Raw genomic sequence first — 25,454 nt, forward strand, 5'->3', positions numbered from 1 at the left:
GCCCGGAGAATGAACCAGCAACTCGCGGGCTACGCCCCGACCCCGGTCGTGGCCCGGATGGAGAACCACGGCCGCACGATGCTCAAGGTCGCCATGGCGTCCGGCCAGGATCTGTACGCACGCGCCGGCTCGATGGTCGCCTACGAGGGCTTCGTCCAGTACGAGCCGAATCCGCCGGCCGTCCGGCAGGTCGCCTCCCAGTGGGTGACCGGCGAGGGCGCGCCCATCATGAAGTGCTCCGGTGACGGGCTGCTCTACCTCGCCGACTACGGCGCGGATGTCGTCGTCATCAACCTCAACAACGACTCCCTCTCGGTCAACGGCACCAACCTCCTCGCCTTCGACGCGCACCTCCAGTGGGGCGTCGAGCGGGTCAAGGGACTCGCCAAGTTCGCCGGGCAGGGCCTGTGGAACGTCGAGGTCGCCGGCACCGGCTGGGTGGCGCTGACCTCCCGCGGCACGCCGATCGTGGTCGACTGCGGCCGTGGGGAGGACGAGACGTACGTCGACCCCGACGCCCTCGTCGCCTGGTCGCCGAACCTGAAGGTGAAGGGCAAACGCAGCTTCAAGGCGTCCTCCCTGATCGGGCGGGGCAGCGGAGAGGCGTACCAGATGGCCTTCTCCGGGCAGGGCATCGTCGTCGTACAGCCGAGTGAGGACAGCACCGACCGCCTGCGGATCCGGGGCTGAGGGGGAGCGAGAACACACCATGCAGAGCCCGCTTTTCAGCTACGCGGAACAGCAGTCCCAGGAGCGGTACGTCGTGCAGAACCCGCAACTCCTGCGGGTGGCGCTCACCGGACACGACGACATCCTCGCCCGCAAGGGCGCCATGGTCGCCTACCAGGGGCTGATCGACTTCGACGGTGAGTACCAGACGAGCAACCAGCGGCGTGCCCGCGCCCGCACCGGCGAGGGCCTCGAGCTGATGCGCTGCTCAGGGCAGGGCACGGTCTACTTCGCCAACCTCGCCCAGTACATCCACGTAGTGGATGTCGATCAGGAGGGCATGACCGTGGACAGCGCCTATGTGCTGGCGCTGGACTCCACCCTGCACACCGAAGTCATCGCTGTGGACAGCCAGTACGGCATCTCCGGCTCCGGCAAGTACCAGCTCAACATCTCCGGGCGGGGCAAGGTCGCGCTGATGACGTCCGGCCAGCCGCTGATGATGCAGGTCACCCCGGACAAGTACGTCAACGTGGACGCCGACGCGATCGTCGCCTGGTCGTCCTCACTACGGGTGCAGATGCAGGCCCAGACGCACTCCACCGGTGTGTGGCGCCGCCGCGGCAACACGGGCGAGGGCTGGGAACTGAGCTTCCTCGGGCAGGGCTTCGCCCTCGTCCAGCCCAGCGAGGTCCTCCCGCCGCAGAACGCCCAGATCGGCCAGGGCGTGCGCGCCCAGTTCGGTATGGGCCAGCAGGGCTCCCACGCCCAGAACCAGAACAACGTCTGGAACTGATCGCACAGCTGACAGGTAAGGGGCGGTACGCAATGGCGGCCGCCCCTTACGCACGAGGCCAGTGCTCACTCAGGTGCGTGCTTGCGGTCGTTGCGTGCGTGTGTGCGCGTGCTAAAGCCTGGCCCGGGTACGGTCCAGCAGTCGCACCACCGAGGTGTCGGCCACGGACGCCACCTCGTCGTACGCGAACCAGCGCAGATCCAGCGACTCGTCACTGATCGCCTCGACGGCCTCCGGCGGCGCGATCGCGGCGTACTGCACATCGAGATGCCAGTGGCAGGGCGCCGGAATCGCGTGCCGGTCCAGCCGCACCGGGCCGCCCTCCAGCAGCGTCAGCCCCGGAATCCCGGACTCCTCCGTCGCCTCGCGCAGGGCCGCGGCCGTCAGCGTCGCGTCCCCGGGCTCGCAGTGGCCGCCCATCTGCAGCCACATGCCCAGCTTCTTGTGGAGGGTCAGCAGCACCTGGCCGCGCGCGGGGTCGACGACCAGGACGCTGGCGGTCAGATGCCCGGCCTGGCACGCCTTCCACATCCCGTCCGGGTGGACCGCCAGATGGTCCAGATAGACCTGGCGCAGCGACCCCTGGTCGTCGTACGCGTTGCCCTGCCCCCGTTCCTGCTCCCGGACTTGCCCTTGGTCCTGCTCCCTGTCCTCGTATTCCTTCAGTACACGGACGGCGTCGTCATGCAGGCTCACTTGTCGGTGTCGTCCTTGCCGTCGTCCTCGCCGCCGGACTTGTCGCCCCTGCCGCCCTCGTCCGGGCTCTTGGCCGCCTCGCCGAGCATCTTGTCCAGCTCCGAGAAGTCCAGGTGCTCGCCGTGGACGAAGCCGTCCGGGTCGTCCAGGTCGGATGCCGTCGGCAGCATGTCCGGGTGTGCCCACAGGCCGTCACGGCCGTCCACGCCCCGCGCGTCCGTGAGCGACGCCCACAGGCGGGACGCGTCGCGCAGTCGGCGCGGACGCAGCTGCAGACCGATCAGCGTGGCGAACGTCTGCTCGGCCGGACCGCCCGTCGCACGGCGTCGGCGCAGCATCTCGCGCAGCGCGTCCGCCGACGTCAGACGCGTCTTCGCGGCCTCGTGCACCACCGCGTCGACCCAGCCCTCGACCAGCGCGAGCGCCGTCTCCAGCCGGGCGAGCGCCGCCTTCTGCTCCGGAGTGTCCTCGGGCTGGAACATGCCCTGCTGCAGCGCGTTCTGCAGGTCCTCGGGGTTCTGCGGGTCGAACTGGCCGACCACGTCCTCCAGCTTCGTGGTGTCGACCTTGATCCCGCGCGCGTACCCCTCGACCGCGCCGAACAGGTGCGAGCGCAGCCACGGCACATGGGCGAAGAGCCGCTGGTGGGCGGCCTCGCGCAGCGCCAGATACAGCCGGACCTCGTCCTTGGGAACGCCCAGGTCCTTGCCGAACGCCTCCACGTTGAGCGGGAGCAGCGCGGCCTTTCCGGCCGGGCCCAGCGGCAGACCGATGTCGGTCGAGCCGACGACCTCACCGGCGAGGGTGCCCACGGCCTGCCCGATCTGCTGGCCGAACATGGCGCCGCCCATGGAGCGCATCATGCCGATCAGCGGGCCGGCCATCGCCTGCATCTCCTCGGGGAGCACATCGCCCATGGCCATGCCTACGCGCTCGGCGACCGGGTCGACAAGCTGCTGCCACGCCGGAAGGGTCGCCTCGACCCACTCCGCGCGGCTCCATGCCACGGCGGTCCCCGCACCGGAGGGCAACGACGTCGCCCCGTCCAGCCACAGATCGGCGAGGCGTACGGCCTCCTCGACGGCGGCGCGCTCGGCCGGGCCGACGCTCGCGTCCTTCGTCCCGTCCTGCGTGCCCTGGGCGACGGTCTGGCGGGCGATCTGCTTCGCCATGTCCCAGTTCACGGGGCCGCCCTCATAGCTCAGCATCTGGCCGAGCTGCTGGAAGGCCGCACCGAGGTCGGTCGGGTTCAGCGAACCGAACATCGCGGCGAACGGGTTCTCCGCGCCGCCCGGACCGCCTGCTCCGGCGCCCGGGAACCCGAACCCGAAGGGGTTGGCCGGGTCGCCCTGGCCGCCGCCGGAACCCTGCCCACCTCCGGCAGGGTCCTTCTTCTTGCCCTCGTCGCCGTTCTCCGGCTCCTCCGGCGGAAGGCCGAATCCGAATGGGGTGTCACTCACGGGTTTCCTCGGCTCGTAGGGCCGCCGGCTTTCTGCCGGCGGCGACTGCCCGACAACACCACCAGCGTAGACATCCGGGCCCGACAAGGGCTCAGTGCTTCGCCGGCTCACTGGCTGCGGCAGGATGGACGCCACCTGGTACGTACGCGTCATTCACGTACGTACTGAAGACAACCGCTGGAGACGCCCGGTGAGTTCCCCAGATCCACAGGTTCCCGCAGCGCACGATGCTGACGTTCGCCACAGGCGAAACCACTCCGCCCCGGCCTCGGGGCGCGGCCCCGTGGTCGCGGTCACCGGCGCCGCCTCGGGCGTCGGTGCCCTGCTGACCCGGCGCCTCGCCGAGTCCGACGAGATCAGGCAGGTCGTCGCCATCGACGAGCGCCGTGGCGACGTCGCAGAGGCGCACTGGCACATCCTGGACGTCCGCGACCCGGCGATCGCCGAGAAGCTGCGCGGTGCCGACGTCGTCGTCCACCTGGCGCTCGACCTGGACCTGGAGACCGACCCGGCTGCGCGGACCGCGTACAACGTGCGCGGTACCCAGACCGTGCTCACCGCGGCAGCCGCCGCGGGAGTCCACCGGGTCGTGCTGTGCACCTCGGCGATGGTCTACGGAGCGCTGCCCGACAACGACATCCCGCTCTCCGAGGACGCGGAACTGCGCGCGACCGCCGAGGCCACCGGCGTCGGCGACCTGCTGGAGATCGAGCGCCTCGGCCGCCGCGCGCCCCGTGCCCACCCCGGCCTCAATGTCACGGTGGTGCGGCCCGCCGTCCTGGTGGGCGGTACGGACACGGCGCTGACCCGCTACTTCGAGTCACCGCGCCTGCTCGTCGTCGCCGGATCCCGCCCCACCTGGCAGTTCTGCCATGTCGAGGACCTGGTGAGCGCCCTGGAGTACGCCGCCCTGGAGAAGGCCGACGGGGAGTTCGCCGTCGGCTGCGACGGCTGGCTCGAACAGGAGGAGGTCGAGGAGCTCAGCGGCATCCGCCGTATGGAATTGCCGTCCGCGGTCGCGCTCGGCGCTGCGGCCCGGCTGCACCGGATCGGCCTCACCCCGTCCCCGGCAGGGGACCTCGCGTACACGATGCACCCGTGGGTGGTCAGCGTCGGCAGGCTGCACGACGCCGGATGGCGGCCGCAGTGGACCAACGAGGAGGTGCTGGCCGCGCTGCTCGAGGAGGTCGAGGGCCGGCACACCGTCGCGGGCCGCCGGCTGGGGCGCAAGGACGCCACCGCCGCCGGTGCGGCGGGTGCGACCGTCGCGCTGCTCGGTACGGCCGCGCTGGTACGGCGCGCCCGCAAGCGCCGCGGTCTGTAGGCGGCCCCGGTCCTCGGGTGCCCGCCCCGCAGTCGCCCTGCCCCGCCGGGCCTGGCCGGCCTGCCTGTAGGAGGCTCCACACCGGGCGTGGGCCTGCCGGTCGAAAGCGCTATTCCGCGATGTCAGCACGGTGCGGCACGATGGGCCCATGGCACGCACGAACGACCACCCCGGTGAGCAGGCGGCAGCGGACCCCATCCGCCTTCTACAGATCCGCGACACCCCGCTCTCCGTCGACGAGGTCTTCCGCGCCGTCGGCGACGACGCGGCAGGCGGCACGGCGCTCTTCGTGGGCACGGTGCGCAACCATGACGGGGGCGCGGACGTCGACACACTCGGCTATTCGTGCCACCCCAGCGCCGAGGCGGAAATGCGCCGCATCGCCGAAAAGGTCGTCGCGGAATACCCTGTGCGCGCCCTCGTGGCCGTCCACCGTGTGGGCGACCTGGAGGTCGGTGACCTCGCCGTGGTCGTCGCCGTCTCGTGCCCGCACCGGGGCGAGGCCTTCGAGGCTTGCCGGCAGCTGATCGACGACCTGAAGCACGAGGTCCCGATCTGGAAGCACCAGAGGTTCTCGGACGGCACAGAGGAGTGGGTGGGAGCCTGCTGAGCAGGTGTGACCGCGCACCCGGATGGCAGGTCGCTGGTCCGATTTGCGTAACCGCCCCCCCGACACCAGCGTTGAAGCGGCGGATTGGTTAATCTGCTGATCAGTTAGCTGCTGAAGCGGTTGCTCCAGCGCATGGGGTCGGGAGGTCGGGATGGCGGCACTTGCCTGGTTGCTGATTCCGCTTTTCGCTGCCGTCGGTGCAGCGATATGGGGAAGCTGGGCCTCGCGGAACCGCACTACCGGGGACATTGCCGAGTTGGACGGTTACGCGCGGTTCCGGGCCGCGATGGAGAAGTCCCACTCCGGTACAGACGCACTCTGACGGGGCCGTGTCCGTGCGCGTCTGCCAACTCCCCGGCCGCCCCCACCATCGCTCCGGCCGCCACCCGCTGTCGGGCTGCCCGTACGGACCGGCCCGACAGGTGGACTGACAGACCAGTCCCGTACTGTCGTTCCATGCCACGCCGCACAGCGACGATGCTCGCCTCCACCCTCGTTCTCATCGTGCTGCTCTGTGTGGGCGTGTTCCTGACGCCGCCCTACTCCGAGATGACGCCGGGACCGACGGTCAACACGCTGGGCGAGGCGGGTGGCGCACCCGTACTGCAGATCTCCGGCCGCAAGACGTACCCGACGACCGGCAACCTCAACATGACGACGGTTCGGGTCACCGGCGCGGACTACAGGATGAACCTGGCGGAGGTCGTCTACGGCTGGCTGGCCCATGACAACGTCGTGGTGCCGCACGAGACGCTCTATCCGGACGGCAAGACGGAAGAGCAGTCCAACCAGGAGAACGCCGAGGAGTTCAGCCAGTCCCAGGAAAGCGCCAAGGTCGCGGCCCTGCGGGAGCTGGGCATCCCGGTGAGGTCCCGCGTCGTCGTCTCCTCCATCCGTAAGGAGAGCCCCGCGCAGGGCGTGCTGCACGCGGGCGACGTGATCAAGGCCGTCGACGGTACGCCGGTCAAGCAGCCGGCCGATGTCTCGAAGGCCGTCACCAAGCACGAGCCCGGCGAGAAGGTGTCCTTCTCGATCGTCCCCGCGAAGCAGGCAGCCGCCGCCGAGAAGGCGGGCAAGGAACCGTCCGCCGTACAGGACGTCCAGGTCGGCACCGTGAAGTCGGAGGAGGGCGACCGGAGCATCGTCGGAATCACGGCCGGTACGGACCACACCTTCCCGTTCACCGTCGACATCAAGCTCGCCGACGTGGGCGGACCGAGCGCCGGACTGATGTTCGCGCTCGGCATCGTCGACAAGCTCACGCCGTCCGACCTGACGGGCGGCAAGTTCGTCGCCGGCACCGGCACGATCGACGAGCAGGGCGCGGTCGGCCCGATCGGCGGCATCGAGATGAAGCTGGTCGGCGCGCGGAACGCGGGAGCCGAGTACTTCCTGACGCCCAGCGACAACTGCGAGGCCGCGGCCTCCGACATCCCGGACGGGCTCACCCTGGTCAGGGTGAAGACCATCGACGATGCGGTGAAGTCGCTGGAGAAGATCCGCAGCGGGAAGACGGCGGGCCTGCCCAGCTGCTCCAAGGGCTGACGGGCTGACGGGCCTGGCGCCCGCCCGGGCAGGCGTGGGAGTCCCCCGACGGCGCACCCCCGACGGCCCCTCGCCGGGGCGCGCCCCTACCCGGGGCGCACCCCCGATCTGTCGCCGCGACGCGAAGATCGTCGGCAGGCCTGTGCCTTTGCTACGCCTCGAACGTCGCCGACAGCGCCTCGGCCAGGCCCGGGACCAGGTCCGCGCCCGTGAGGACCTCCGTCGGGGAATCCTTCTCCCGCAGCCGCAGTGCCGACTCGCGGGCGCCGTCGCGCAGCACCGCGACCGTCATCCGGACCTCCTGGCGATCCGGGTGGCCCGCGACCCACTTCGCCAGCCCGGCCTCGTCAAGGCCGTCCGGGACGGACGCCTCCGCGGACGGCGGGAGCATCAGCCGCTCCACCGTGAGGGCGCAGCCGGCCACCGCGTCGGGCCAGGCGATCGTCGCGAGGAACTCGTCCAGCGCGGCGTCGGAAGGGATCTCGTCCTGCTCGACCGGGGTGAGCGGAGCGGCCGTGTCACCGGCGTCGAGACCGAGCTGGGCGGCGAGGCCCGGCTCCTGGGAGCGCAGCTGCGCGGTGTCGACGAGGGCGAAGAGCCGGGCGGGCTGCTCCCAGCCGAGGCCGGACGCGTACTCGTCGATCTCGAGCACCGCTCGGGTGAGCGGGCTCGCGGCCATCGGCGTCGAGGCCGGAGGCGGCTGATCTTCTGGACTGCTGGGGGAAACGTTGGACATGGTCAATATCCTGCCTCCTTCGGACCCGGAGACGGGAACTAGGTAAAGCTTCAGTAAGTTGCATGAGTGGGCTCTACGATCGCGTGGGCCTACTGCACGCGCGTGAGACGTGTGCACGACGCTTCACCCGAGTTACCCAACGCTTTACACGACAGCGACTTTCGAGGGGCGCACGTTGGCTTTCCAGATGCCGGACCGGGGCGGAGGCCCGACCGGGCCACGGATCAGAGTCGGCCGCCCGTCGCGGCGTGTCCGGACCCTGCTCATGACTCTGGGCGTACTGGCCGTCCTGGCCATGCTCTTTGTCATGTTCGCCGGGTTCTGGACCGACTGGCTCTGGTACCGCTCGGTGCAGTACTCATCGGTGTTCACCACCACCCTGTGGACCAAGGTCGGCCTGTTCGCGGTCTTCGGCCTGCTGATGGCAGCCGCGGTCGGAGTGAACATCTGGCTGGCGCACCGGCTGCGGCCGCCGCTGAGCGCGATGTCGCTGGAGCAGCAGAGCCTCGACCGGTACCGGATGGGCATCGCCCCGTACAAGAAGTGGGTGCTCCTCGGGATCACCGCGCTGGTCGGGCTGATCGCCGGAGCCTCCGCCTCGTCCCAGTGGCGCACCTGGCTGATGTGGGTCAATGGCGTGCCGTTCGGCCAGAAGGACCCGCAGTTCCACATGGACGTGTCCTTCTACGCGTTCGATCTGCCCTGGTACCGGTTCCTGCTCGGCTTCGGCTTCGCCGCCGCCGTGCTCTCGCTGATCGCGGCCGCGCTCACCCACTACCTGTACGGCGGACTGCGCGTCACCAGCCCGGGCGCGCGGGCGACCGCCGCGGCCACCGGCCACCTCTCGGTGCTGCTGGGTCTCTTCGTCGCGCTCAAGGCCGTGGCGTACTGGCTGGACCGGTACGGCCTGGCCGTGAAGTCCAGTGACTTCAAGGCGACCGGCAACTGGACGGGCCTGCGGTACGTCGACGCCAACGCGTATCTTCCGGCCAAGACGATCCTGTTCTGCATTGCCGTCATCTGCGCCGTGCTGTTCTTCGCGACGCTGTGGCGCCGCACCTGGCAGCTGCCGGTGATCGGCTTCGGCCTGATGGTGCTGTCGGCGATCCTGATCGGTGGCCTGTACCCGGCCATCGTCCAGAAGTTCCAGGTCCAGCCGAACGAGCAGGCCAAGGAATCTCCGTACATCCAGAAGAACATCGATGCGACCCGCAAGGCGTACGGCATCGACGCGACCAAGGCCGAGAACTACTCGGGCAAGGGCGACCCGAAACGCAAGGCGCAGCAGCGCGAGCAGGCCTCCACGGCCGCGGCCTACCGGCTCGTCGACTCCAACGTCGTCTCGCCCGCCTTCCAGCAGCTCCAGCAGGAGCGCAAGTACTACCAGTTCCCCGCGACCCTGGACGTCGACCGGTACACCGGTCCGGACGGGAAGCCGCAGGACACGGTCATCGGTCTGCGCGAGCTCAACATCAAGGGCATCCCCAAGCGCAACTGGATCAACGACCACTTCACCTACACCCACGGTTACGGCGCGATCGCGGCCAAGGGCACCAACACGATCACGAACGAGGACCAGGGGACGGTCGGCGCACCCGACTTCACCGAGTCCGGACTGCCGACGAAGGGCCAACTCGGCACGTACGAGCAGCGGATCTACTACGGCGAGAAGACCGAGCAGTACTCGATCGTGGGCGGCCCGCAGAAGGAGCTCGACTACGAGAAGAACGGCGAGGAGACCACCAGCTACAAGGGCAAGAGCGGGGTCAACCTCTCCAACGCCTTCAACCGCGCGGCCTACGCGGTCGCGTTCAGCGAGCCGCAGATCCTCTACTCGGGAGCGATCGGTGAGGGTTCGCGGATCCTCTACAACCGCACGCCCAAGGAGCGCGTCGAGGCGGTGGCCCCCTGGCTCACCATCGACGGCGACGCGTACCCGGCGGTGGTCGACGGCCGCATCAAGTGGATCGTGGACGCGTACACCACGACGAACGGCTACCCCTACGCATCCCGTACGACGCTCGGGGAGACCACGGCCGACGCGCTGACCGACAGCCAGCGGGCCGTCGTCGCGCAGCAGAACCAGGTCAACTACATCCGCAACTCGGTGAAGGCCACCGTCGATGCGTACGACGGCACGGTCGACCTGTACCAGTGGGACACCGAGGACCCGGTCCTCAAGACCTGGATGAAGGCGTTCCCGGACACGGTGAAGCCGAAGGGCGACATCAAGCCGGAGCTGCTCGCCCATCTGCGCTACCCGCAGGACATGTTCAAGGTCCAGCGCGAGCTGCTCACGCGGTACCACGTGACGGACCCCGAGCAGTTCTACAGCGGCAGTGACGCCTGGCAGGTGCCGGACGATCCGACGAACCCGGACACCAACGCGGTCCCGCCGTACTACCTGAGCCTGAAGATGCCCGGGGACAACGACCAGAAATTCTCGCTGACGACGACGTTCACCCCCGCCGGACGACCCAACCTCGGTGCGTTCATGGCGGTCGACGCCGATGCGGCCAGCAAGGGCTACGGCTCGATCAGGCTGCTGAGAGTGACCTCGACCGTGCAGGGTCCCTCACAGGTGCAGAGTGAGCTGAACAGTGTGCCGGAAGTTGCGACATTCGTCCGTGACCTCAAGGGCACCGACTCGCAGATCGACTACGGCAACCTGCTGACCGTGCCGCTGGACGGCGGGTTCCTGTACATCGAGCCGGTGTACGCGCGCGGTGGCGCCGCGAACTATCCGCTGCTGAAGAAGGTGGCCGTGTCGTACGGCGGCAAGCCGGTCTTCAAGGACAGCCTGGCGGAGGCGCTGAACGCGGTCTTCGGGGTGGAGGGCGCGGAGCAGCCGCCGGCGGTGCAACCGCCATCGAACGACACGACGAAGCCGCCGGCCACCGGTGACGTGGCGCTGAGGCAGGCCATCGCGGACGCGCAGAAGGCGTACGAGGAAGGCCAGGAGGCGCTCAAGAAGAACGACTGGACGGCGTACGGCAAGGCCCAGGCGGATCTGCAGGCGGCGCTCGAGCGAGCGGCGGCGGCGCAGCAGAAGCCCAGCGGCTGAACGAGAGCGGCTGAGCAGGGCCGGTGAGCAGGCCCTGTTCAGCCGGGCCGCTCAGTCGGCCAAGCTCAGCCGGACCGCCTGAGCTGGGCCTGTGAGAGGGGCCTGTGAGCAGGCCCCACTCCGCAGCGTGGTACGGTTGGTACACAACGACGCGGGGTGGAGCAGCTCGGTAGCTCGCTGGGCTCATAACCCAGAGGTCGCAGGTTCAAATCCTGTCCCCGCTACTGAAGTCAAGGGCCCGGATCCATCAGGATCCGGGCCCTCGACGTGTGTCGTGAGCCGACGCTCTCGAAGTGTGCGCCGGGTGGGGCGAGTTGAGGACGGCGAGTTGAGGACAGCGGTTGGGGTGAGACGTGTTTGACTTATCTCTCTGTGGGCATGTCGACAAAACGCTGAAGTGACCTCACTGGCTGCGGTATACCAGGTGTACGCGGGTTGCAGGTGGTGCGACGATGGAATTTATGGGGGACAGGGCAACTCTGTTGGAGACAGGGCGGTTTGTGCAGCAGCACGCCGGGACCGCGACAGGCGCGGTGGGCGTGGCCGATGCGATGGGCGTCGACGCCGTGGAGGCGCTCGACTCCGTGGGCCCTGCAGAGCCCCTGGGCCCCGTGGATTCCGACGCGGAGACCGAGGCGAGACACCGTCGCGCCGCCGACGCCGGTGACACCGCGTCGATGAGCGTTCTCGGGGCGCTGCTGCTGCGCCGCGGTGACCTCGACGGCGCGGAGCCGCATCTGCGTGCGGCGACCGCCGAGGGTGACCGCGCCGCCGCGAACAACCTGGGTGTGCTGCTGCACCAGCGCGGCTACGCCGACGAGGCGGCCGGCTGGTGGCGCATCGCCGCCGTCGCCGGCTCCGCGGCCGCGGCGCACGCGCTGGGCAGACACTTCCGGGAGCGTGGCGACGAGCCCGCCGCCGAGTACTGGCTGCGGCAGTCCGCCGAGCAGGGTCATGCGCTGGGGGCCTACGCCCTGGCGGATCTGCTGGAGCACCGCAGCGAGCCGGGTGCGGAGCGCTGGCTGCGCGCCGCCGCGGAGCAGGGCCACCGTGAGGCGGCCTACCGCCTGGCCCGCGCGCTGGAACGCCGTGTGCTGTCCCTCGACGTACCCGACGCAGCCGACGTACCTGACGTAGCCGACGGGGCCGCCGGTACGCCCGGCACGGCCGACACCTCCGTTGCGCGCGGCGCCCTGCGGGAGGCCGAGCAGTGGTACCGGCAGGCCGCCGCGCGGGGACATCGGCGTGCCGCGCTGCATCTCGGGGGCATCCTCGAGCGGCGGGGCGAGCTCAAGGAGGCCGGGCGGTGGTACCTCACGTCCGCGAAGGACGGCGAGGCGCGAGCCGCTTGTGCCCTGGGGTTTCTGCTGCGGGACGCCGGGGACGAGGAGAGCGCCGCCGTATGGTGGCTGCGCGCCGCGCAGGACGGCGATGGCAACGCTGCCAATGCGCTCGGTGCGCTGCACGCTGCACGCGGTGAGCAGCAGTCCGCCGAGCGCTGGTACCGGGCCGCCATGGACGCGGGAGACGTCAACGGCGCGTACAACCTCGGCCTGCTCTGCGCGGCTCAGGACCGCACGGCCCAGGCCGAGCAGTGGTACCGCCGCGCCGCCTACGCCGGGCACCGCGAGGCCGCCAACGCGCTCGCCGTGCTGCTCCTCCAGGCCGGCGACGCCTCCGGCGCCGAGCCCTGGTTCTCCAAGGCCGCCGAGGCAGGCAGCGTGGACGCCGCGTTCAACCTGGGCATTCTCTACGCGGGCCGGGACGACGACCGTACGGCTCTGCGCTGGTACGAGCGTGCTGCCGCGGCCGGGCACACCGAGGCCGCGCTCCAGGTGGGCATGGCCTGCCTGCGGGACGGCGAGGAGCAGGAGGCCGAGCGGCATCTGCGCTGCGCCGCGGGCAGCGGCAGCGCCGAGGGGGCCTTCCGGCTCGCGACGCTGCTCGACACCCGCCAGGCCCCGACCGGCCCGCCCGCGCTCGGTGAGCCGGTGAACGAGAAGAGCGAGTGCGAGGAGTGGTACGAGCGCGCCGCCGAGCAGGGCCACCGTCGCGCCCAGGTGCGCGTCGGCATGCTCGCCGCCGCCCGTGGTGACATCTCCGACGCCGCTCGGTGGTACCGGGAGGCGGCCGAGGCGGGCAGCCGCAACGGCGCTTTCAACCTGGGGCTGCTGCTCGCCCGCGACGGCAATGAGCGAGAGGCCGCGCTCTGGTGGGCCCGGGCCGCCCGCGCCGGGCACGGCCGCGCGGCGCTCCGCCTCGCCCTGCTCGCCGCCCGCAGGGGCGAGCTCGTGGAGGGCCAGCGCTGGTGCGCCCGCGCCGTGGAGCTCGGTCCGGCCGAGGTCGCCGAGCGGGCCGAGGCGCTGCGCCAGGCCCTCCACCAGGAGCTCACGGCGTGACGCACCGCTGCTGCGGCGAGCGTACGTGTGACGAACGGGCGAACGGTTATCGATTTGCTCCGGTCCTCGCGGTGACGTACTGTTGAGTTCACCGACGCGGGGTGGAGCAGCTCGGTAGCTCGCTGGGCTCATAACCCAGAGGTCGCAGGTTCAAATCCTGTCCCCGCTACTGAAGCCCGAAGGCCCGGATCCTTATGGATCCGGGCCTTCGGCATGTCCGGGGTTCACGGGACGGGGCTGGGGGTTCTGGCCGGCGGGCGGAGCGTGGAAAGGCCCCGGCGCCGTCAGCGCCGGGGCCTTCGAAGTCGTGCGAGTGCGGCTACGCCGTCGCGCAGTTCGGGCAGACGCCCCGGTAGGTGACCTCCACGTCGGAGATGGTGAAGCCGAAGCGCTCGGAGTCCGGGAGGTCCGCGAGCGGGTTGCCCGCCGGGTGGACGTCGCGGATCGCGCCGCAGCGGGCGCAGACCAGGTGCTGGTGCGGCCGGTGCGCGTTCGGGTCGTACCGCTTGGCGCGGCGGTCCGTGGAGACCTCCAGAACCTCGCCCAGTGAGACCAGCTCACCCAGCGTGTTGTAGACGGTCGCCCGGGAGATCTCGGGCAGCCGCTCGACGGCGCGTGCGTGTACCTCGTCGGCGGTCAGATGTACGTGGTCCCCGTCGAGGACCTCGGCCACGACACGCCGCTGCGCGGTCATCCGCCAGCCGCGTCCGCGCAGTCGTTCCAACAGGTCACTCATACGTATCAGCCTAACAGCCAGGGGAGCCGTGTCCCGAACAGGTGTGACTTTGGATGTCTGCTTGAATTAGATTAAATCTATTGTAGGATCGAGGCTGGATTTGGCCAAGGGACAGGACTTGCAGCCGATGACGCAGGACACGCAGGAGGCGTACGTGACCCAGGGACCGCTCACCACGGAGGCTGGCGCGCCGGTCGCCGACAACCAGAACAGCGAGACCGCGGGCGCCGGCGGTCCGGTTCTGATCCAGGACCAGCTGCTGCTCGAGAAACTCGCGCACTTCAACCGTGAGCGCATTCCGGAGCGCATCGTGCACGCGCGGGGCGCGGGCGCCTACGGCACCTTCACGCTGACCCGCGATGTCTCGCAGTGGACGCGTGCCAAGTTCCTCTCCGAGGTCGGCAAGCAGACCGAGACGTTCCTGCGCTTCTCGACGGTCGCCGGCAGCCTCGGTTCCGCGGACGCCGTCCGCGACCCGCGGGGCTTCGCGCTGAAGTTCTACACCGAAGAGGGCAACTACGACCTCGTCGGCAACAACACGCCGGTGTTCTTCATCAAGGACGCCATCAAGTTCCCGGACTTCATCCACACGCAGAAGCGCGACCCGTACACGGGCAGCCAGGAAGCCGACAACGTCTGGGACTTCTGGGGGCTGAGCCCCGAGTCGACCCACCAGGTGACCTGGCTCTTCGGCGACCGAGGCATCCCCGCGACGCTGCGTCACATGAATGGGTACGGCTCGCACACGTACCAGTGGAACAACGAGGCCGGTGAGGTCTTCTGGGTCAAGTACCACTTCAAGACCGACCAGGGGATCAAGAACCTCACCCAGGCCGAGGCCAACAGGCTCGCCGGTGAGGACCCGGATTCGCACCAGCGCGACCTGCGTGAGGCCATCGAGCGCGGTGACTTCCCGTCCTGGACCGTGCAGGTGCAGATCATGCCGGCGGCCGAGGCGGCGAACTACCGCTTCAACCCGTTCGACCTCACCAAGGTCTGGCCGCACGAGGACTACCCGCCCATCGAGATCGGCACGCTGGAGCTCAACCGCAACCCGGCGAATATCTTCGCCGAGGTCGAGCAGTCCATCTTCAGCCCCGCCCACTTCGTGCCGGGCATCGGTCCCTCCCCGGACAAGATGCTCCAGGGCCGTCTCTTCGCGTACGGCGACGCCCACCGCTACCGCGTCGGCATCAACGCCGACCACCTGCCGGTGAACCGCCCGCACGCCACCGAGGCGCGGACGAACAGCCGTGACGGCCACCTGTACGACGGCCGCCACAAGGGCGCCAAGAACTACGAGCCGAACAGCTTCGGCGGCCCGTTCCAGACGGGCAGGCCGCTGTGGGTGTCGAACGCCGACTTCACCGCCGGTACCGGCAACCACGAGGCCCCGCGCCATGCCGAGGACGACGACTTCGTGCAGGCGGGCAACCTGTACCGCCTGATGTGTGAGGACGAGAAGGGCCGTCTGATCGAGAACCTCGCCGGGTTCATCGCGAAGGTGTCGCGCGACGACATCGCCGAGCGCGCGATCAACAACTTCCGCCAGGCGGACGACGACTTCGGCAAGCGGCTGGAGGCCGCGGTCCAGGCCCTACGCGGCTGACACACCAGTACTGGACCGCTTGTCGTTGAGAGAGGGCCGGATCCCCGTCGGGGGTCCGGCCCTCTCGCGCGGGCGCTACCCCGCGAGCGTCGTCGCCTCGGTCCGGTGCCGGGCCGGGGTCCAGCAGCGGATGATGTCGCGTACGGAGACGATGCCGACGGGTCCGTGGGCGTCGAGCACGATGAGGTGGCGGAAACCGCCGTGAGTCATGGCCTCCGCGGCCTCCTCCAGGGTCCAGGAGGGTGCGGCGAAGACGACGTCGGTGGTGGTGTGGGTGCCGGAGGTTTCGCGGTCGGGGTCCTGGCCCGCGCCGAGCGAGTTCAGGATGTCGCGCTCGGTGAGGATGCCGAGGCCGCTGGTATCGGTGTCGAGGACGACGGCCGCCCCGACACGGCGTGCGGCCATCAGCCGGGCGGCCTGCCGGAGGGTGTGTGCGGGGCCGATGGTGAGGACCACCGTGCTCATGGCGTCACGGACGAGCATGAATGGAGCCACCTCCTTGGTGAACCGTTCAACGAGAACCGATTCACAAGTTCACAAGTGGGGGGACTCTCAGGGTTGCAGTGATGCGCGGTATCAACAAGGGGGCGGGCGCGGCAGACCGGGGGTGCGGACGGCGCGCGGTGGGGGAAGGTGTGCCCGTTGCTGCTGGGGTGGCCGCCGCGGGGGAGTGAATGAGTGGCCCGCCTCTGACGTGTTGCTGACGGTGTCTGCTGCAATTCTCTCCGTGATCAACCTTCTGGTCGACCTCCTGGGAGAGATGCATGTTCCACACCAAGGCGTCCAGACCCGTGCCACACGGACGGGGGAGAGCCGCACGACGGACGTTGCTGTGTACAGCCGCCGTCCGGAGGGGCGCGCTGGGCGCGCTGGCCGTGCTGATGCTTGCGACCGCGATCCCGGCGACGGCTTCAGCGACGCCACAGCGCGTGCAGTGGGCGGCCCTCGGCGACTCCTACACCGCCGGAGTGTTTGTCGGCGATCCGAGCCCGCCGCTGGGCAGCGCGGATCGAGACGGATGTGCCCGCACGACAGGGGCCTATCCGTATCTCGTTGAGCGCATGCTCGCCGCCAAACCGCCCGCGGGCCGGGCAGTGGGACTGACCGACGTCAGTTGCGGCAACGCCACCATCAACGAGATCACCGTGGACCGGCAGACCCCTATCGACCCCGTGGAGCCGCCCCCTGACGGCTGGCCCAGCGTGGCCCCCCAGGTGAACCGGGCCCACGTGGGCGCGGGCACTGACGTGGTCACGATCGGGATCGGCGTCAACACCCTGCCCCTCGCCGACATGGAGGAGGCCTGCCTGCTCCTGGGCGCCGGCCAACCCGACGAGGCCACCCCCTGCCGGGACGCCTACGAAGACGGCGGCCCGTCCCTCGACCCCGAGTCGATCCACGACAAGTACGACCGGATCATCCGGCAGTACGGCGCGACGCTGCGTGCCGTGCCTCAGAAGGCGCCCAACGCAAAGATCATCACGGTCGGCTATCCCACGATCTTCCCTGCGGACCCCAGCGGTTGTGACCGCCAGGACACCACCGAGCTGGCCGCCCGGCTCACGGGCGGGGAACGGGTCTCGATCACCCATGGGGACATCGCCTGGCTGCATGATGTGATCACCCAGGTCAACGCGATCATCCGGTCCCTGACAGAGCGCTTCGGCGACACATATGTCGACACCGCTACCTCCAGCGTCGGCCACGACGCGTGCCGGCCCCGGGGGACGAAGTGGGTGGAAGGCTTCTGCGGGCAGGCAGGCCTGTACTGGCCGACGGAAATCACGCTGGTCCACGTCACGATGGAGTGCTCCGACGGGAATCGGGCCACGATCGTGCACCCCAACGCCGCCGGCCAGGCCAACATCGCGACCCACGTCGAGGCCGCGGTCCGCGCAGCACTGTGTCCACGGAGGAAGCCATGGGAGGACGGTGGCCCTGCTTCGTTCTCTGAGCGGGAACGGTGTCCGCGAACGGCGGAACACGGCGCGTCCCGCCTGCCTTTGACGACTCCGGACCGGACCTAGTGCCCCTCCCGGCACCAGCGGCCAGAGGAAGAGGCAGCAGTCCCGTGCCGAGACGGCTCTGCCGCGATGAGTTCCGGCCGGGTCGCGAGTCTCCTCCGGTGGGCGTCGTAGGACGTCGTACGACACCGCCCGGCACGAGACACCACGGAGGACACCATGACGACCACGCCCGGCAACGCGAGCGGCAACCTCCCCGGCAAGCCGCCGGTCGTCGACCTGGCCACCTGGCAGGCGGCGCGCGAGGAGCTGCTGGTCCGCGAGAAGGCGCACACCCGTGAGGGCGACGCGATCGCCGCGGTCCGGCGGCGGCTGCCGATGGTCGAACTCGACGGCGCGGTCGAGGTCACCGGCGTTGACGGGCCGGTCCCGTTCCTCGACCTGTTCCAGGGGCGCGACGAGCTCGTGGTCTACAAGCACATGTGGTACGACGGCGCGCCGCACCAGGGGCAGTGCGAGGGCTGCACCACCACGGCCTGGCACGTGAAGGACGCCGTCTACCTCAACGCCCGCGGCGTCTCGTTCGCCGTCCTGACCTCGGGCCCGTGGGACGAGGTGGCTCCCTACGTCGAGTTCATGGGCTACACCCAGCCCTGGTACTCGGTGCGGGACGTGGAGGCGCCGGTCGACGGAGAAATGGGATACATCGCCTGTTTCCTGCGTGACGGCGACCGTGTGTTCCTCACGTACTCCACGACAGGCCGTGGCAACGAGCCGGTCAACGGGTCCCTCGGCCTGCTCGACATGACGCCCTACGGCCGCCGCGAGGGGTGGGAGGACAACCCCGACGGCTGGCCCGAGGCCCCTCAGGCCGACTCGCCGGTCGGCGGGCACGGCTCGCCGATCTGCTGGTACTGGCGCACGGACGCCGACGGCGTCGCCACCTGGGGCCCGACCAGCCGGCCGGTGCCGCAGTGGACCCGCCCCGGCGCGACCCCCGTGGAGACCCTCGGCCGACAGGGTCGCGCGAGTCAGTAGCGCTGATTGAGATAGCCCAGCAGTTCCTCGTGCAGCAGCCCGTTCGACGCCGCCGCGTTGCCGCTGTGCGGCCCGGGGGTTCCGTCCAGACCGGTGAAGGTGCCGCCGGCCTCCTGCACGATGATCGCGTTCGCCGCCATGTCCCACAGCGACAGCTCGGGCTCCGCGCAGATGTCCACCGAACCCTCGGCGACCAACATGTACGGCCAGAAGTCGCCGTACGCGCGCGTGCGCCAGACCTCGCGGGTCAGGTCCAGGAACCCGTCCAGCCGCCCCCGCTCCTCCCAGCCGCTCAGCGATGAGTACGCGAACGACGCGTCCGAGAGGTCCGCGACCTTCGACACCCGCATCCGGGTCGCCGAGGACAGGCTGCGGCCCGTGTAGGCGCCCGCGCCCTTCGCCGCCCACCAGCGGCGGCCCAGTGCCGGCGCCGACACCACACCGACGACCGGCTGGAAACCGCCCTCGCCGGCCTCCATCAGGGAGATCAGCGTCGCCCAGACAGGGACCCCGCGGACGTAGTTCTTCGTGCCGTCGATCGGGTCGATCACCCAGCGCCGCGGGCCGGTGCCCTCGATGCCGTACTCCTCGCCGAGGATCGCGTCGCGCGGCCTGGCGCGCTGGAGCTGGGAGCGGATCAGCTCCTCGGCCGCCTTGTCGGCCTCGCTCACGGGAGTCATGTCCGGCTTGGTCTCGACCTTGAGGTCGAGCGCCTTGAACCGGTCCATGGTCGCCGCGTCGGCGGCGTCCGCGAGGACATGGGCGAGACGCAGATCATCGTGATAGTCGGCCATGACCGGCACTCTATCCCCGGGATCCCGGGGGCGGAGTCGCGGTCCGCACCGGCGCGAAGACCGCCCCCGCGCGCCCCGTGCTCTTGACAGTCGGTGGTCACCCGTCAACTCTGAGCGCAGAGCCGCAGGGCCCGGGAGGCCATGATGCCCACAGCGCGCGAAGCACTGCTGAACGCCGCTCTCACCGCTCTCTCCGGCCTGCCCTGGTCGGGGATCCGCATGGTCGACGTCGCCTCGGCCGCCGGGGTCTCGCGGCAGACGCTCTACAACGAGTTCGGCAGCAAGGACGGCCTCGCCCGCGCGCTCGTGCGGCGCGAGGCCGACATGTATCTCCACGGGGTGGACCGGGTCCTCGCGGAGCGGGCCGGGAGCGGCGAGCAGCTGGTGCGGCTCGCGGAGTGGACCGTCGGGGAGGCCCGCGCAAGGCCGCTGCTGCGCGCCCTGCTCACCGGCTGCTGGGGAGAGCGGCTGCCCGCCCCTCGGCCCGCGAGCAGGTCCGCCTCCGCACTGCCGGCGCAGCGCCGTGCGGATGCCGGGCACCCGGCGCCCGCCGAACTGGTCGCCGCGGTACGGGACCGCTCGCTGGCCGCCCGGGAGCCGGGCAGCCGCCGACGCACGAAGGAGGAGAGCCTCGACCTCGCCCACCGCTGCGAGCTGGCCGTGCGGCTCGCGCTGGCGCACGTCGTCGCGCCCGCCCCGGAAGGGGTCGGTCAGCTGGTCCGTGACGCTGTGAGCGCCGTCAACCGCAGTGGCGGCCTGGGCAACGCAGGAAACGCCGTCAGTGGCTCGAACCCGAGAGTTGCAGGCCGATGACCCCGGCGATCACCAGCGAAATCGAGACGATCTTGAGGGTCGACGCGACCTCGTCCAGGAAGACCATCCCGTAGATCGCGGTGCCCGCCGCGCCGATGCCCGTCCACACCGCGTATGCCGGGCCGACGTCGAGTTTGCGCAGCGACAGCGTCAGCAGCCCGAAACTGCTCATGGCGAAGATGGCGAACGCAATCGTCGGCCACAGACGCGTGAAGCCGTGCGACAGCTTGAGGCAGATCGCGAATCCCGTTTCCAGGAGCCCGGCGACGATTACGAGCAGCCACGCCATGGTCAGTGCCTCCCGCGTACGCGTCGGTGACTGCTTCGTCTCACTTGGTGCGATTATGCACTTACCAGCAGCGGGCGGTCGCAAACGTGCGCGGGTCGGTGGCCTCCGCGTCGCCGCGGGTCGGTCGCCTCCACGTGGCCTCGGCTCAGTCGCCTTCGCGTCGCTCGCGCGTCGCCAGCAGTCGCCTCAGTGAGTAGAGACGCGCGGGATCGGCGTTCCCCTGAGCCACCCACTCGTCCAGCGCGCAGTCCGGCTCGTCGTGCGAACAGGCGCGCGGACACCCCTCAGTGCCCGGCTCCAGATCCGGGAAGGCGTGGATGACGCGGGACGGGTCGACATGGTGCAGCCCGAAGGAGCGCACACCCGGGGTGTCGATCACCCAGCCGTTGTCCTCGCCCGCGAGGGGGAGGGCGAGCGCCGAGGTGGTGGTGTGCCGGCCGCGGCCGGTGACCGCGTTCACCACGCCCGTGCTGCGCCAACGGTCCTTCGGGACGAGGGCGTTGACCAGGGTCGTCTTGCCGACGCCGGAGTGGCCGACGAACGCGGTGGTCCGGCCCCTGAGGTGCTCGTAGACCCGGTCGGCCGCGACGCCGCCCACGAACTCGTCGCGGGTGGTGACGATGTGGGGGACACCGAGCGCGCCGTACATCTCCAGCAGTTCGTCCGGCGAGGCCAGATCCGACTTGGTCAGCACCAGCAGCGGCTCCAGGCCGCCGGCGAACGCCGCGACCAGACACCGGTCGATCAGCCGTGGGCGCGGCTCCGGGTCGGCGAGGGCCGTCACGATCGCCAGTTGGTCGGCGTTGGCGACGACGACGCGCTCGTACGGATCGTCGTCGTCGGCGGTGCGGCGCAGGACGGACCGGCGCTCGCCGATCCGGACGATGCGGGCGAGGGTGTCCTTCTTGCCGGACAGATCGCCGACCAGCTCGACCCGGTCGCCGACCACGGCGGCCTTGCGGCCCAGCTCACGGGCCTTCATCGCCATGACCGTGCGGTCGTCGACGAGACATGTGAGCCGGCCCCGGTCGACGGTCAGGACCATGCCCTCCGCCGCGTCCTCGTGCTTGGGGCGGATGTTCGTACGAGGACGGTTGCCCTTGGGGTTGGGGCGCTGGCGGATGTCGTCCTCGTCGGTGTGCTTGCCGTAGCGGCGCATCTCCGGCCGTCCCCGCTCAGTTGCCCGCGAGCATGTCGGTCCACATCCTCGGGAAATCGGGCAGGGTTTTGGCCGTCGTCGCCACGTTCTCGATCTCCACTCCGTCGACGGCGAGACCGATGATCGAGCCGGCCGTCGCCATCCGGTGGTCGTCGTAGGTGTGGAACACCCCGCCGTGCAGCGGGCGCGGGCGGATGTGCAGCCCGTCCTCGGTCTCGGTGACATCACCGCCGAGCTCGTTGATCTCCTTCGTGAGCGCGGCCAGCCGGTCCGTCTCGTGCAGCCGCAGATGCGCGACACCCCGCAGCGTCGAGGGGGAGTCGGCCAGGGCCGCGACCGCGGCGATGCCCGGGGTCAGCTCGCCGACCTCGCTCAGATCGACGTCGATGCCATGGATCCGGCCGGTGCCGGTGAAGGTCAGACCCGCGTCCGTGAGCTCGCAGGAACCGCCCATCTCGGTGAAGATCTCGCGCAGCGCGTCACCTGGCTGGGTGGTGCGCTCGGGCCAGTCGGGCACGGTGACCCGGCCGCCCGTCACCAGCGCCGCCGCCAGGAAGGGCTGGGCGTTGGACAGATCCGGCTCCACGGTCAGATCCCGGCCGAGCAGCGCACCGCTGCGCACCCGCCAGACGTTGGGCTCGCCGCCGGTCTCCGGCTCGTCGACCTGCGCCCCGACCGTACGGAGCATGTCGACGGTCATCCGGATGTGCGGCATCGACGGCAGCCGGGAGCCGATGTGCCGTACCTCCACGCCCTGGTTGAAGCGTGGCGCGGAGAGCAGCAGGGCGGAGACGAACTGCGAGGACGAGGAGGCGTCGATCTCCACGGGGCCGCCGTCCAGCGCTCCGCCGTCGTGGACGGTCATCGGGAGGGAGCCGCGGCCGTCGTCGTCGATCCGGGCGCCCAGCGCGCGCAGACCGTTGATCACGCCGCCCAGCGGACGCTCGTAGGAGCGCGGGTCGCCGTCGAAACGGATCGGACCGTCGGCGAGGGCGGCGACGGGCGGCAGGAAGCGCATCACCGTGCCGGCGTTGCCGACGTCGACCGTCGTGGGGCCGTGCAGCCCGGCCGGGATTATCCGCCAGGCCTCGCCGCTGTCGGGGCCGCCGGTGGAGGTGGAGCTGGAGGAGACCTGCTCCTCGATGCCCACGCCCATGGCCCGCAGGGCCTCCGCCATCAGCAGGGTGTCGCGGGAGCGCAGCGGCCGGCGCAGCCATCCGGGCTCGGCGGCCAGTGCCGCCAGCACCAGCGCGCGGTTGGTGACCGATTTCGATCCGGGCACGGTGACCGTCGCATCGACGGGCCCGCTTGCATGAGGGGCGGGCCAGAGGGCGGGGTGCACGGAGCTCTCGGTCATGGCCATCACTTTAATGGCCCCGAGCGGCCGCAGCCGTTCCATGACCGGTCACGGAGCTCCGTGAACGATCACAGACCGAGCAGCCAGCGACCGCCACCGATCAGCGAGCACAGCGATACGGCATGGAAGAGGAACAGCCACATCGCGGGCGGCGCATGCGTCAGCCGGGCCAACTGGTCCGCGTCCGAGTCGGGCGCCCCGCCGTGCCGCCGCTTCGCCTGCAGTTCGAAGGCCGGCCGTACGCCGCCGAGCAGCAGGAACCACACCGCGGCGTACGCGAACGCCGCCTGCACCGCCGGATCGGTCAGCCAGGACACCAACAGGAACGCCGCCCCGGTGAGGATCACGGTGAGCGCCCCGTACGCGTTGCGGATCATCACCAGCATCGCGATCAGCAGCGCGGTCGCCACCCACAGGAGCAGCGTGATGCGGTGCGCGGCGAGCAGCCAGGCGCCGCCGAGTCCGAGCAGCGGCGGGGCGGTGTAGCCCGCGGCCGCGGTGAGGATCATGCCGGGGCCGGTCGGCCTGCCGCGGCTGACGGTGAGGCCGCTGGTGTCGGAGTGCAGCCGGATGCCGTCCAGCCGGCGACCGGTGGCCAGGGCGATCAGGCCGTGGCCGCCCTCGTGGGCGATCGTGATCGCGTTGCGGGACAGCCGCCACAGCGTGTGCGGGACGACCGCGACGAGAGCGAGCGCGGCCGTGCCTATGACGAGCCACTGCTCGGGCGCGGGCTGGGTGCCGAAGACTTCGGGTGTGACCATTTCCGGGGTGGCTCCTCGGGAGGCTCGGGGTCGTGGCAGTGTGGCACTTATGTGCGGACGGTATGCAGCGAGTCGCAAACCCGAGGACCTGACGGGACTCTTCCAGATCGAGAAGTGGGAGCCGGCGGAGACCCTGGCTCCCGACTGGAACGTGGCTCCGACAAAAGAGGTCTACGCGGTGCTCGAACGTCCTCTGAAGGACGCGGACGACCGCCGCCCGGTTCGCCAGCTGCGGAAACTCAAGTGGGGACTCGTCCCGTCCTTCGCCAAGAACCCCGAGGGCGCAGCCCGGATGATCAATGCCCGTGCGGAGACCGTCCATGAGAAGCCCTCCTTCCGCCGGCCCTTCCTCGCCCGGCGCTGCATCCTGCCCGCCGACGGCTACTACGAGTGGGTCACCGGCGCCGACGAGCGGCAGCTGGAGGTGGAGGGGAAGAAGAAGCGGCCCCGCAAGCAGCCGTACTTCGTCACCCCCGCCGACGGCTCGGTCTTCGCGATGGCGGGGCTGTACGAGTTCTGGCGCGACCGGACCCTGCCGGACGACCACCCGCAGTCCTGGTGGGTGACCTGCTCGGTGATCACGACCGAGGCGGAGACGAGCCCGCTGGCCGTCGCGCCCGCCGACGGCCCCCACTCGCTGTCCGACATCCACCCGCGGATGCCGCTGATGCTCACGGAGGACCGCTGGGACGCCTGGCTCGACCCGGGCCGCACGGACGTGGAGGAGCTGCGCACGCTGCTCGCGGCGCCGCCGCCCGGGCTGATGCGGGCGTACCCCGTGGGCACGGCCGTCTCCAATGTCCGCAACAACGGACCCGAGCTGCTGGAGGAGCTGGCGGCCCCTGAGGTCGGCACGCTCTTCTGAGGTTTCCGGCTGCTCAGGTCACGGCTGAGGTAGCGGTGCTCGTGCTTCCTGAGGTTTCCGGGGCTCGTGGTGTGACACTTCTGACGTGACACAGAGCGAGATCGTCGAGACACCCGCCGGGGACGCCCGCATCACCTGGCACCCGGCCACCGGCAAGGCCCGGCTCGTGCTGGCCGTCAGCCATGGCGCGGGCGGCGGCATCGGCGCCCGCGACCTCCAGGCGCTCGCGGCCGAGCTGCCCGCCGCCGGGGTGACCGTGGCCCTCGTGGAGCAGCCGTGGCGGGTGGCGGGCAAGCAGGTCGCGCCCGCGCCGAAGACCCTGGACACCGGCTGGCGGGGACTGTGGCCTGCGTTGGAGAAGCAGGGGCTGCCGATCGTCGCGGGCGGGCGCAGCGCCGGGGCGCGGGTCGCCTGCCGCACGGCGCGTGAGCTGGGCGCGCGCGCCGTGCTCGCCCTCAGCTTCCCCCTGCACCCGCCGGGCAGGCCGGAGAAGTCCCGGGCCGATGAGCTGCTCGGCGCCGGAGTTCCCGTCCTTGTCGTCCAGGGCGGCAACGACTCGTTCGGGAAGCCGGAGGAGTTCCCCGACGGGGAGTACGAGCTGATCGAGGTGGACTCCGCGGACCACGGGCTCGCCGTGCCCAAGCGGGCGGCGCTGACCCAGGAGGAGGCCCTGGCCACCGTCGTCGACGGCGTACGGAAGTGGATCACGGCCCTGCCCGGATCCTGACGGCCGCACCTGACGCCGGGTCCTGATGGCCGCATCCCGACGG

23 protein-coding genes and 2 tRNA genes are annotated in these 25,454 nt (G+C 70.4%); 15 read left to right on the top strand and 10 right to left on the bottom strand.

Features of this window, described 5'->3' with window-relative positions; all coding sequences use genetic code 11:
* The first annotated feature begins 9 nt into the window (after window positions 1-9).
* Complete coding sequence (locus ACZ6ZQ_RS17875; protein ID WP_469769452.1) at window positions 10-690, top strand: AIM24 family protein; 681 nt, start codon at window positions 10-12, stop codon at window positions 688-690.
* 19 nt (window positions 691-709) lie between these two features.
* On the top strand, window positions 710-1,465 hold the full coding sequence (locus ACZ6ZQ_RS17880; protein ID WP_469769453.1) for an AIM24 family protein: 756 nt from the start codon (window positions 710-712) through the stop codon (window positions 1,463-1,465).
* A gap of 111 nt (window positions 1,466-1,576) precedes the next feature.
* Here the strand turns inward: ACZ6ZQ_RS17880 and ACZ6ZQ_RS17885 are convergent, their stop codons facing one another.
* Together ACZ6ZQ_RS17885 and ACZ6ZQ_RS17890 are read right to left on the bottom strand one after the other, a co-directional pair.
* The gene (locus tag ACZ6ZQ_RS17885; RefSeq protein ID WP_469769454.1) at window positions 1,577-2,161 is read right to left on the bottom strand and encodes an NUDIX hydrolase; all 585 of its coding nucleotides are present in this window, start codon (window positions 2,159-2,161) and stop codon (window positions 1,577-1,579) included.
* Window positions 2,158-3,621 (bottom strand): zinc-dependent metalloprotease, encoded by a 1,464-nt coding sequence (locus ACZ6ZQ_RS17890; protein WP_469769455.1) that lies wholly within the window; start codon window positions 3,619-3,621, stop codon window positions 2,158-2,160. The genes ACZ6ZQ_RS17885 and ACZ6ZQ_RS17890 overlap by 4 nt, the downstream gene beginning before the upstream one ends.
* Before the next feature lie 190 nt (window positions 3,622-3,811).
* Here ACZ6ZQ_RS17890 and ACZ6ZQ_RS17895 point away from each other — a divergent pair, with 190 nt between their 5' ends.
* The 3 genes from ACZ6ZQ_RS17895 to ACZ6ZQ_RS17905 all read left to right on the top strand — a co-directional run bounded on the left by ACZ6ZQ_RS17895 (window position 3,812) and on the right by ACZ6ZQ_RS17905 (window position 7,100).
* The gene (locus tag ACZ6ZQ_RS17895) at window positions 3,812-4,945 is read left to right on the top strand and encodes an SDR family oxidoreductase (protein WP_453663198.1); all 1,134 of its coding nucleotides are present in this window, start codon (window positions 3,812-3,814) and stop codon (window positions 4,943-4,945) included.
* A gap of 148 nt (window positions 4,946-5,093) precedes the next feature.
* Window positions 5,094-5,555, top strand: a complete 462-nt coding sequence (locus tag ACZ6ZQ_RS17900; RefSeq protein ID WP_453663197.1) for a molybdenum cofactor biosynthesis protein MoaE — start codon at window positions 5,094-5,096, stop codon at window positions 5,553-5,555.
* A 456-nt stretch (window positions 5,556-6,011) separates the two neighbouring features.
* A complete protein-coding gene (locus tag ACZ6ZQ_RS17905) occupies window positions 6,012-7,100 on the top strand; it encodes a YlbL family protein (RefSeq protein ID WP_469769456.1) in 1,089 nt (362 codons plus the stop codon).
* A 151-nt stretch (window positions 7,101-7,251) separates the two neighbouring features.
* Here the strand turns inward: ACZ6ZQ_RS17905 and ACZ6ZQ_RS17910 are convergent, their stop codons facing one another.
* On the bottom strand, window positions 7,252-7,836 hold the full coding sequence (locus ACZ6ZQ_RS17910; RefSeq protein WP_469769457.1) for a PPA1309 family protein: 585 nt from the start codon (window positions 7,834-7,836) through the stop codon (window positions 7,252-7,254).
* Window positions 7,837-8,023: 187 nt separating this feature from the next.
* On the opposite strand from ACZ6ZQ_RS17910, the gene ACZ6ZQ_RS17915 reads away from it, so the two are divergent.
* From ACZ6ZQ_RS17915 to ACZ6ZQ_RS17930, 4 genes are all read left to right on the top strand, one after another.
* A complete protein-coding gene (locus tag ACZ6ZQ_RS17915) occupies window positions 8,024-10,900 on the top strand; it encodes a UPF0182 family membrane protein (protein WP_469769590.1) in 2,877 nt (958 codons plus the stop codon).
* 150 nt (window positions 10,901-11,050) lie between these two features.
* Window positions 11,051-11,124: transfer RNA gene (locus ACZ6ZQ_RS17920), tRNA-Met, on the top strand.
* Window positions 11,125-11,352: 228 nt separating this feature from the next.
* Window positions 11,353-13,299 (top strand): tetratricopeptide repeat protein, encoded by a 1,947-nt coding sequence (locus ACZ6ZQ_RS17925; protein ID WP_469769458.1) that lies wholly within the window; start codon window positions 11,353-11,355, stop codon window positions 13,297-13,299.
* A gap of 95 nt (window positions 13,300-13,394) precedes the next feature.
* Window positions 13,395-13,468: transfer RNA gene (locus ACZ6ZQ_RS17930), tRNA-Met, on the top strand.
* Between the two features lie 150 nt (window positions 13,469-13,618).
* Here ACZ6ZQ_RS17930 and ACZ6ZQ_RS17935 read toward each other — a convergent pair.
* Complete coding sequence (locus ACZ6ZQ_RS17935; RefSeq protein ID WP_453668410.1) at window positions 13,619-14,035, bottom strand: Fur family transcriptional regulator; 417 nt, start codon at window positions 14,033-14,035, stop codon at window positions 13,619-13,621.
* 127 nt (window positions 14,036-14,162) lie between these two features.
* Here ACZ6ZQ_RS17935 and ACZ6ZQ_RS17940 point away from each other — a divergent pair, with 127 nt between their 5' ends.
* Window positions 14,163-15,644, top strand: coding sequence for a catalase (locus tag ACZ6ZQ_RS17940; protein ID WP_469769459.1), 1,482 nt, complete (start codon window positions 14,163-14,165; stop codon window positions 15,642-15,644).
* Between the two features lie 75 nt (window positions 15,645-15,719).
* Here ACZ6ZQ_RS17940 and ACZ6ZQ_RS17945 read toward each other — a convergent pair whose 3' ends face one another.
* Complete coding sequence (locus ACZ6ZQ_RS17945; RefSeq protein ID WP_453668408.1) at window positions 15,720-16,127, bottom strand: CBS domain-containing protein; 408 nt, start codon at window positions 16,125-16,127, stop codon at window positions 15,720-15,722.
* Between the two features lie 446 nt (window positions 16,128-16,573).
* Here ACZ6ZQ_RS17945 and ACZ6ZQ_RS17950 point away from each other — a divergent pair, with 446 nt between their 5' ends.
* On the top strand, window positions 16,574-17,671 hold the full coding sequence (locus ACZ6ZQ_RS17950) for an SGNH/GDSL hydrolase family protein (RefSeq protein WP_469769460.1): 1,098 nt from the start codon (window positions 16,574-16,576) through the stop codon (window positions 17,669-17,671).
* 156 nt (window positions 17,672-17,827) lie between these two features.
* Window positions 17,828-18,646 (top strand): DUF899 domain-containing protein, encoded by an 819-nt coding sequence (locus tag ACZ6ZQ_RS17955; RefSeq protein WP_469769461.1) that lies wholly within the window; start codon window positions 17,828-17,830, stop codon window positions 18,644-18,646.
* On the opposite strand, the gene hisN is transcribed toward ACZ6ZQ_RS17955, so the two are convergent.
* Entirely contained in the window at window positions 18,640-19,440 is an 801-nt protein-coding gene (gene hisN / locus ACZ6ZQ_RS17960) for a histidinol-phosphatase (protein WP_469769462.1), read from the bottom strand. The genes ACZ6ZQ_RS17955 and hisN overlap by 7 nt on opposite strands.
* A gap of 144 nt (window positions 19,441-19,584) precedes the next feature.
* On the opposite strand from hisN, the gene ACZ6ZQ_RS17965 reads away from it, so the two are divergent.
* Window positions 19,585-20,253: a TetR/AcrR family transcriptional regulator gene (locus ACZ6ZQ_RS17965; protein WP_469769591.1), complete on the top strand. Its 669-nt coding sequence runs from the start codon at window positions 19,585-19,587 to the stop codon at window positions 20,251-20,253.
* On the opposite strand, the gene ACZ6ZQ_RS17970 is transcribed toward ACZ6ZQ_RS17965, so the two are convergent.
* From ACZ6ZQ_RS17970 to ACZ6ZQ_RS17985, 4 genes are all read right to left on the bottom strand, one after another.
* Window positions 20,219-20,542 (bottom strand): DMT family transporter, encoded by a 324-nt coding sequence (locus ACZ6ZQ_RS17970; RefSeq protein ID WP_453665110.1) that lies wholly within the window; start codon window positions 20,540-20,542, stop codon window positions 20,219-20,221. The genes ACZ6ZQ_RS17965 and ACZ6ZQ_RS17970 overlap by 35 nt on opposite strands.
* Before the next feature lie 145 nt (window positions 20,543-20,687).
* Window positions 20,688-21,701 (bottom strand): ribosome small subunit-dependent GTPase A, encoded by a 1,014-nt coding sequence (gene rsgA / locus ACZ6ZQ_RS17975; protein ID WP_469769463.1) that lies wholly within the window; start codon window positions 21,699-21,701, stop codon window positions 20,688-20,690.
* Window positions 21,702-21,717: 16 nt separating this feature from the next.
* On the bottom strand, window positions 21,718-23,058 hold the full coding sequence (aroA, locus tag ACZ6ZQ_RS17980; RefSeq protein ID WP_469769464.1) for a 3-phosphoshikimate 1-carboxyvinyltransferase: 1,341 nt from the start codon (window positions 23,056-23,058) through the stop codon (window positions 21,718-21,720).
* A gap of 68 nt (window positions 23,059-23,126) precedes the next feature.
* The gene (locus ACZ6ZQ_RS17985; protein ID WP_469769465.1) at window positions 23,127-23,819 is read right to left on the bottom strand and encodes a M50 family metallopeptidase; all 693 of its coding nucleotides are present in this window, start codon (window positions 23,817-23,819) and stop codon (window positions 23,127-23,129) included.
* A 49-nt stretch (window positions 23,820-23,868) separates the two neighbouring features.
* On the opposite strand from ACZ6ZQ_RS17985, the gene ACZ6ZQ_RS17990 reads away from it, so the two are divergent.
* Both ACZ6ZQ_RS17990 and ACZ6ZQ_RS17995 read left to right on the top strand, forming a co-directional pair.
* The gene (locus tag ACZ6ZQ_RS17990; protein ID WP_469769466.1) at window positions 23,869-24,684 is read left to right on the top strand and encodes an SOS response-associated peptidase; all 816 of its coding nucleotides are present in this window, start codon (window positions 23,869-23,871) and stop codon (window positions 24,682-24,684) included.
* A gap of 85 nt (window positions 24,685-24,769) precedes the next feature.
* Window positions 24,770-25,411: an alpha/beta hydrolase family protein gene (locus ACZ6ZQ_RS17995; protein WP_469769467.1), complete on the top strand. Its 642-nt coding sequence runs from the start codon at window positions 24,770-24,772 to the stop codon at window positions 25,409-25,411.
* Window positions 25,412-25,454: the final 43 nt, after the last annotated feature.

The sequence above is a fragment of the Streptomyces sp. NPDC053673 genome (assembly GCF_055585225.1).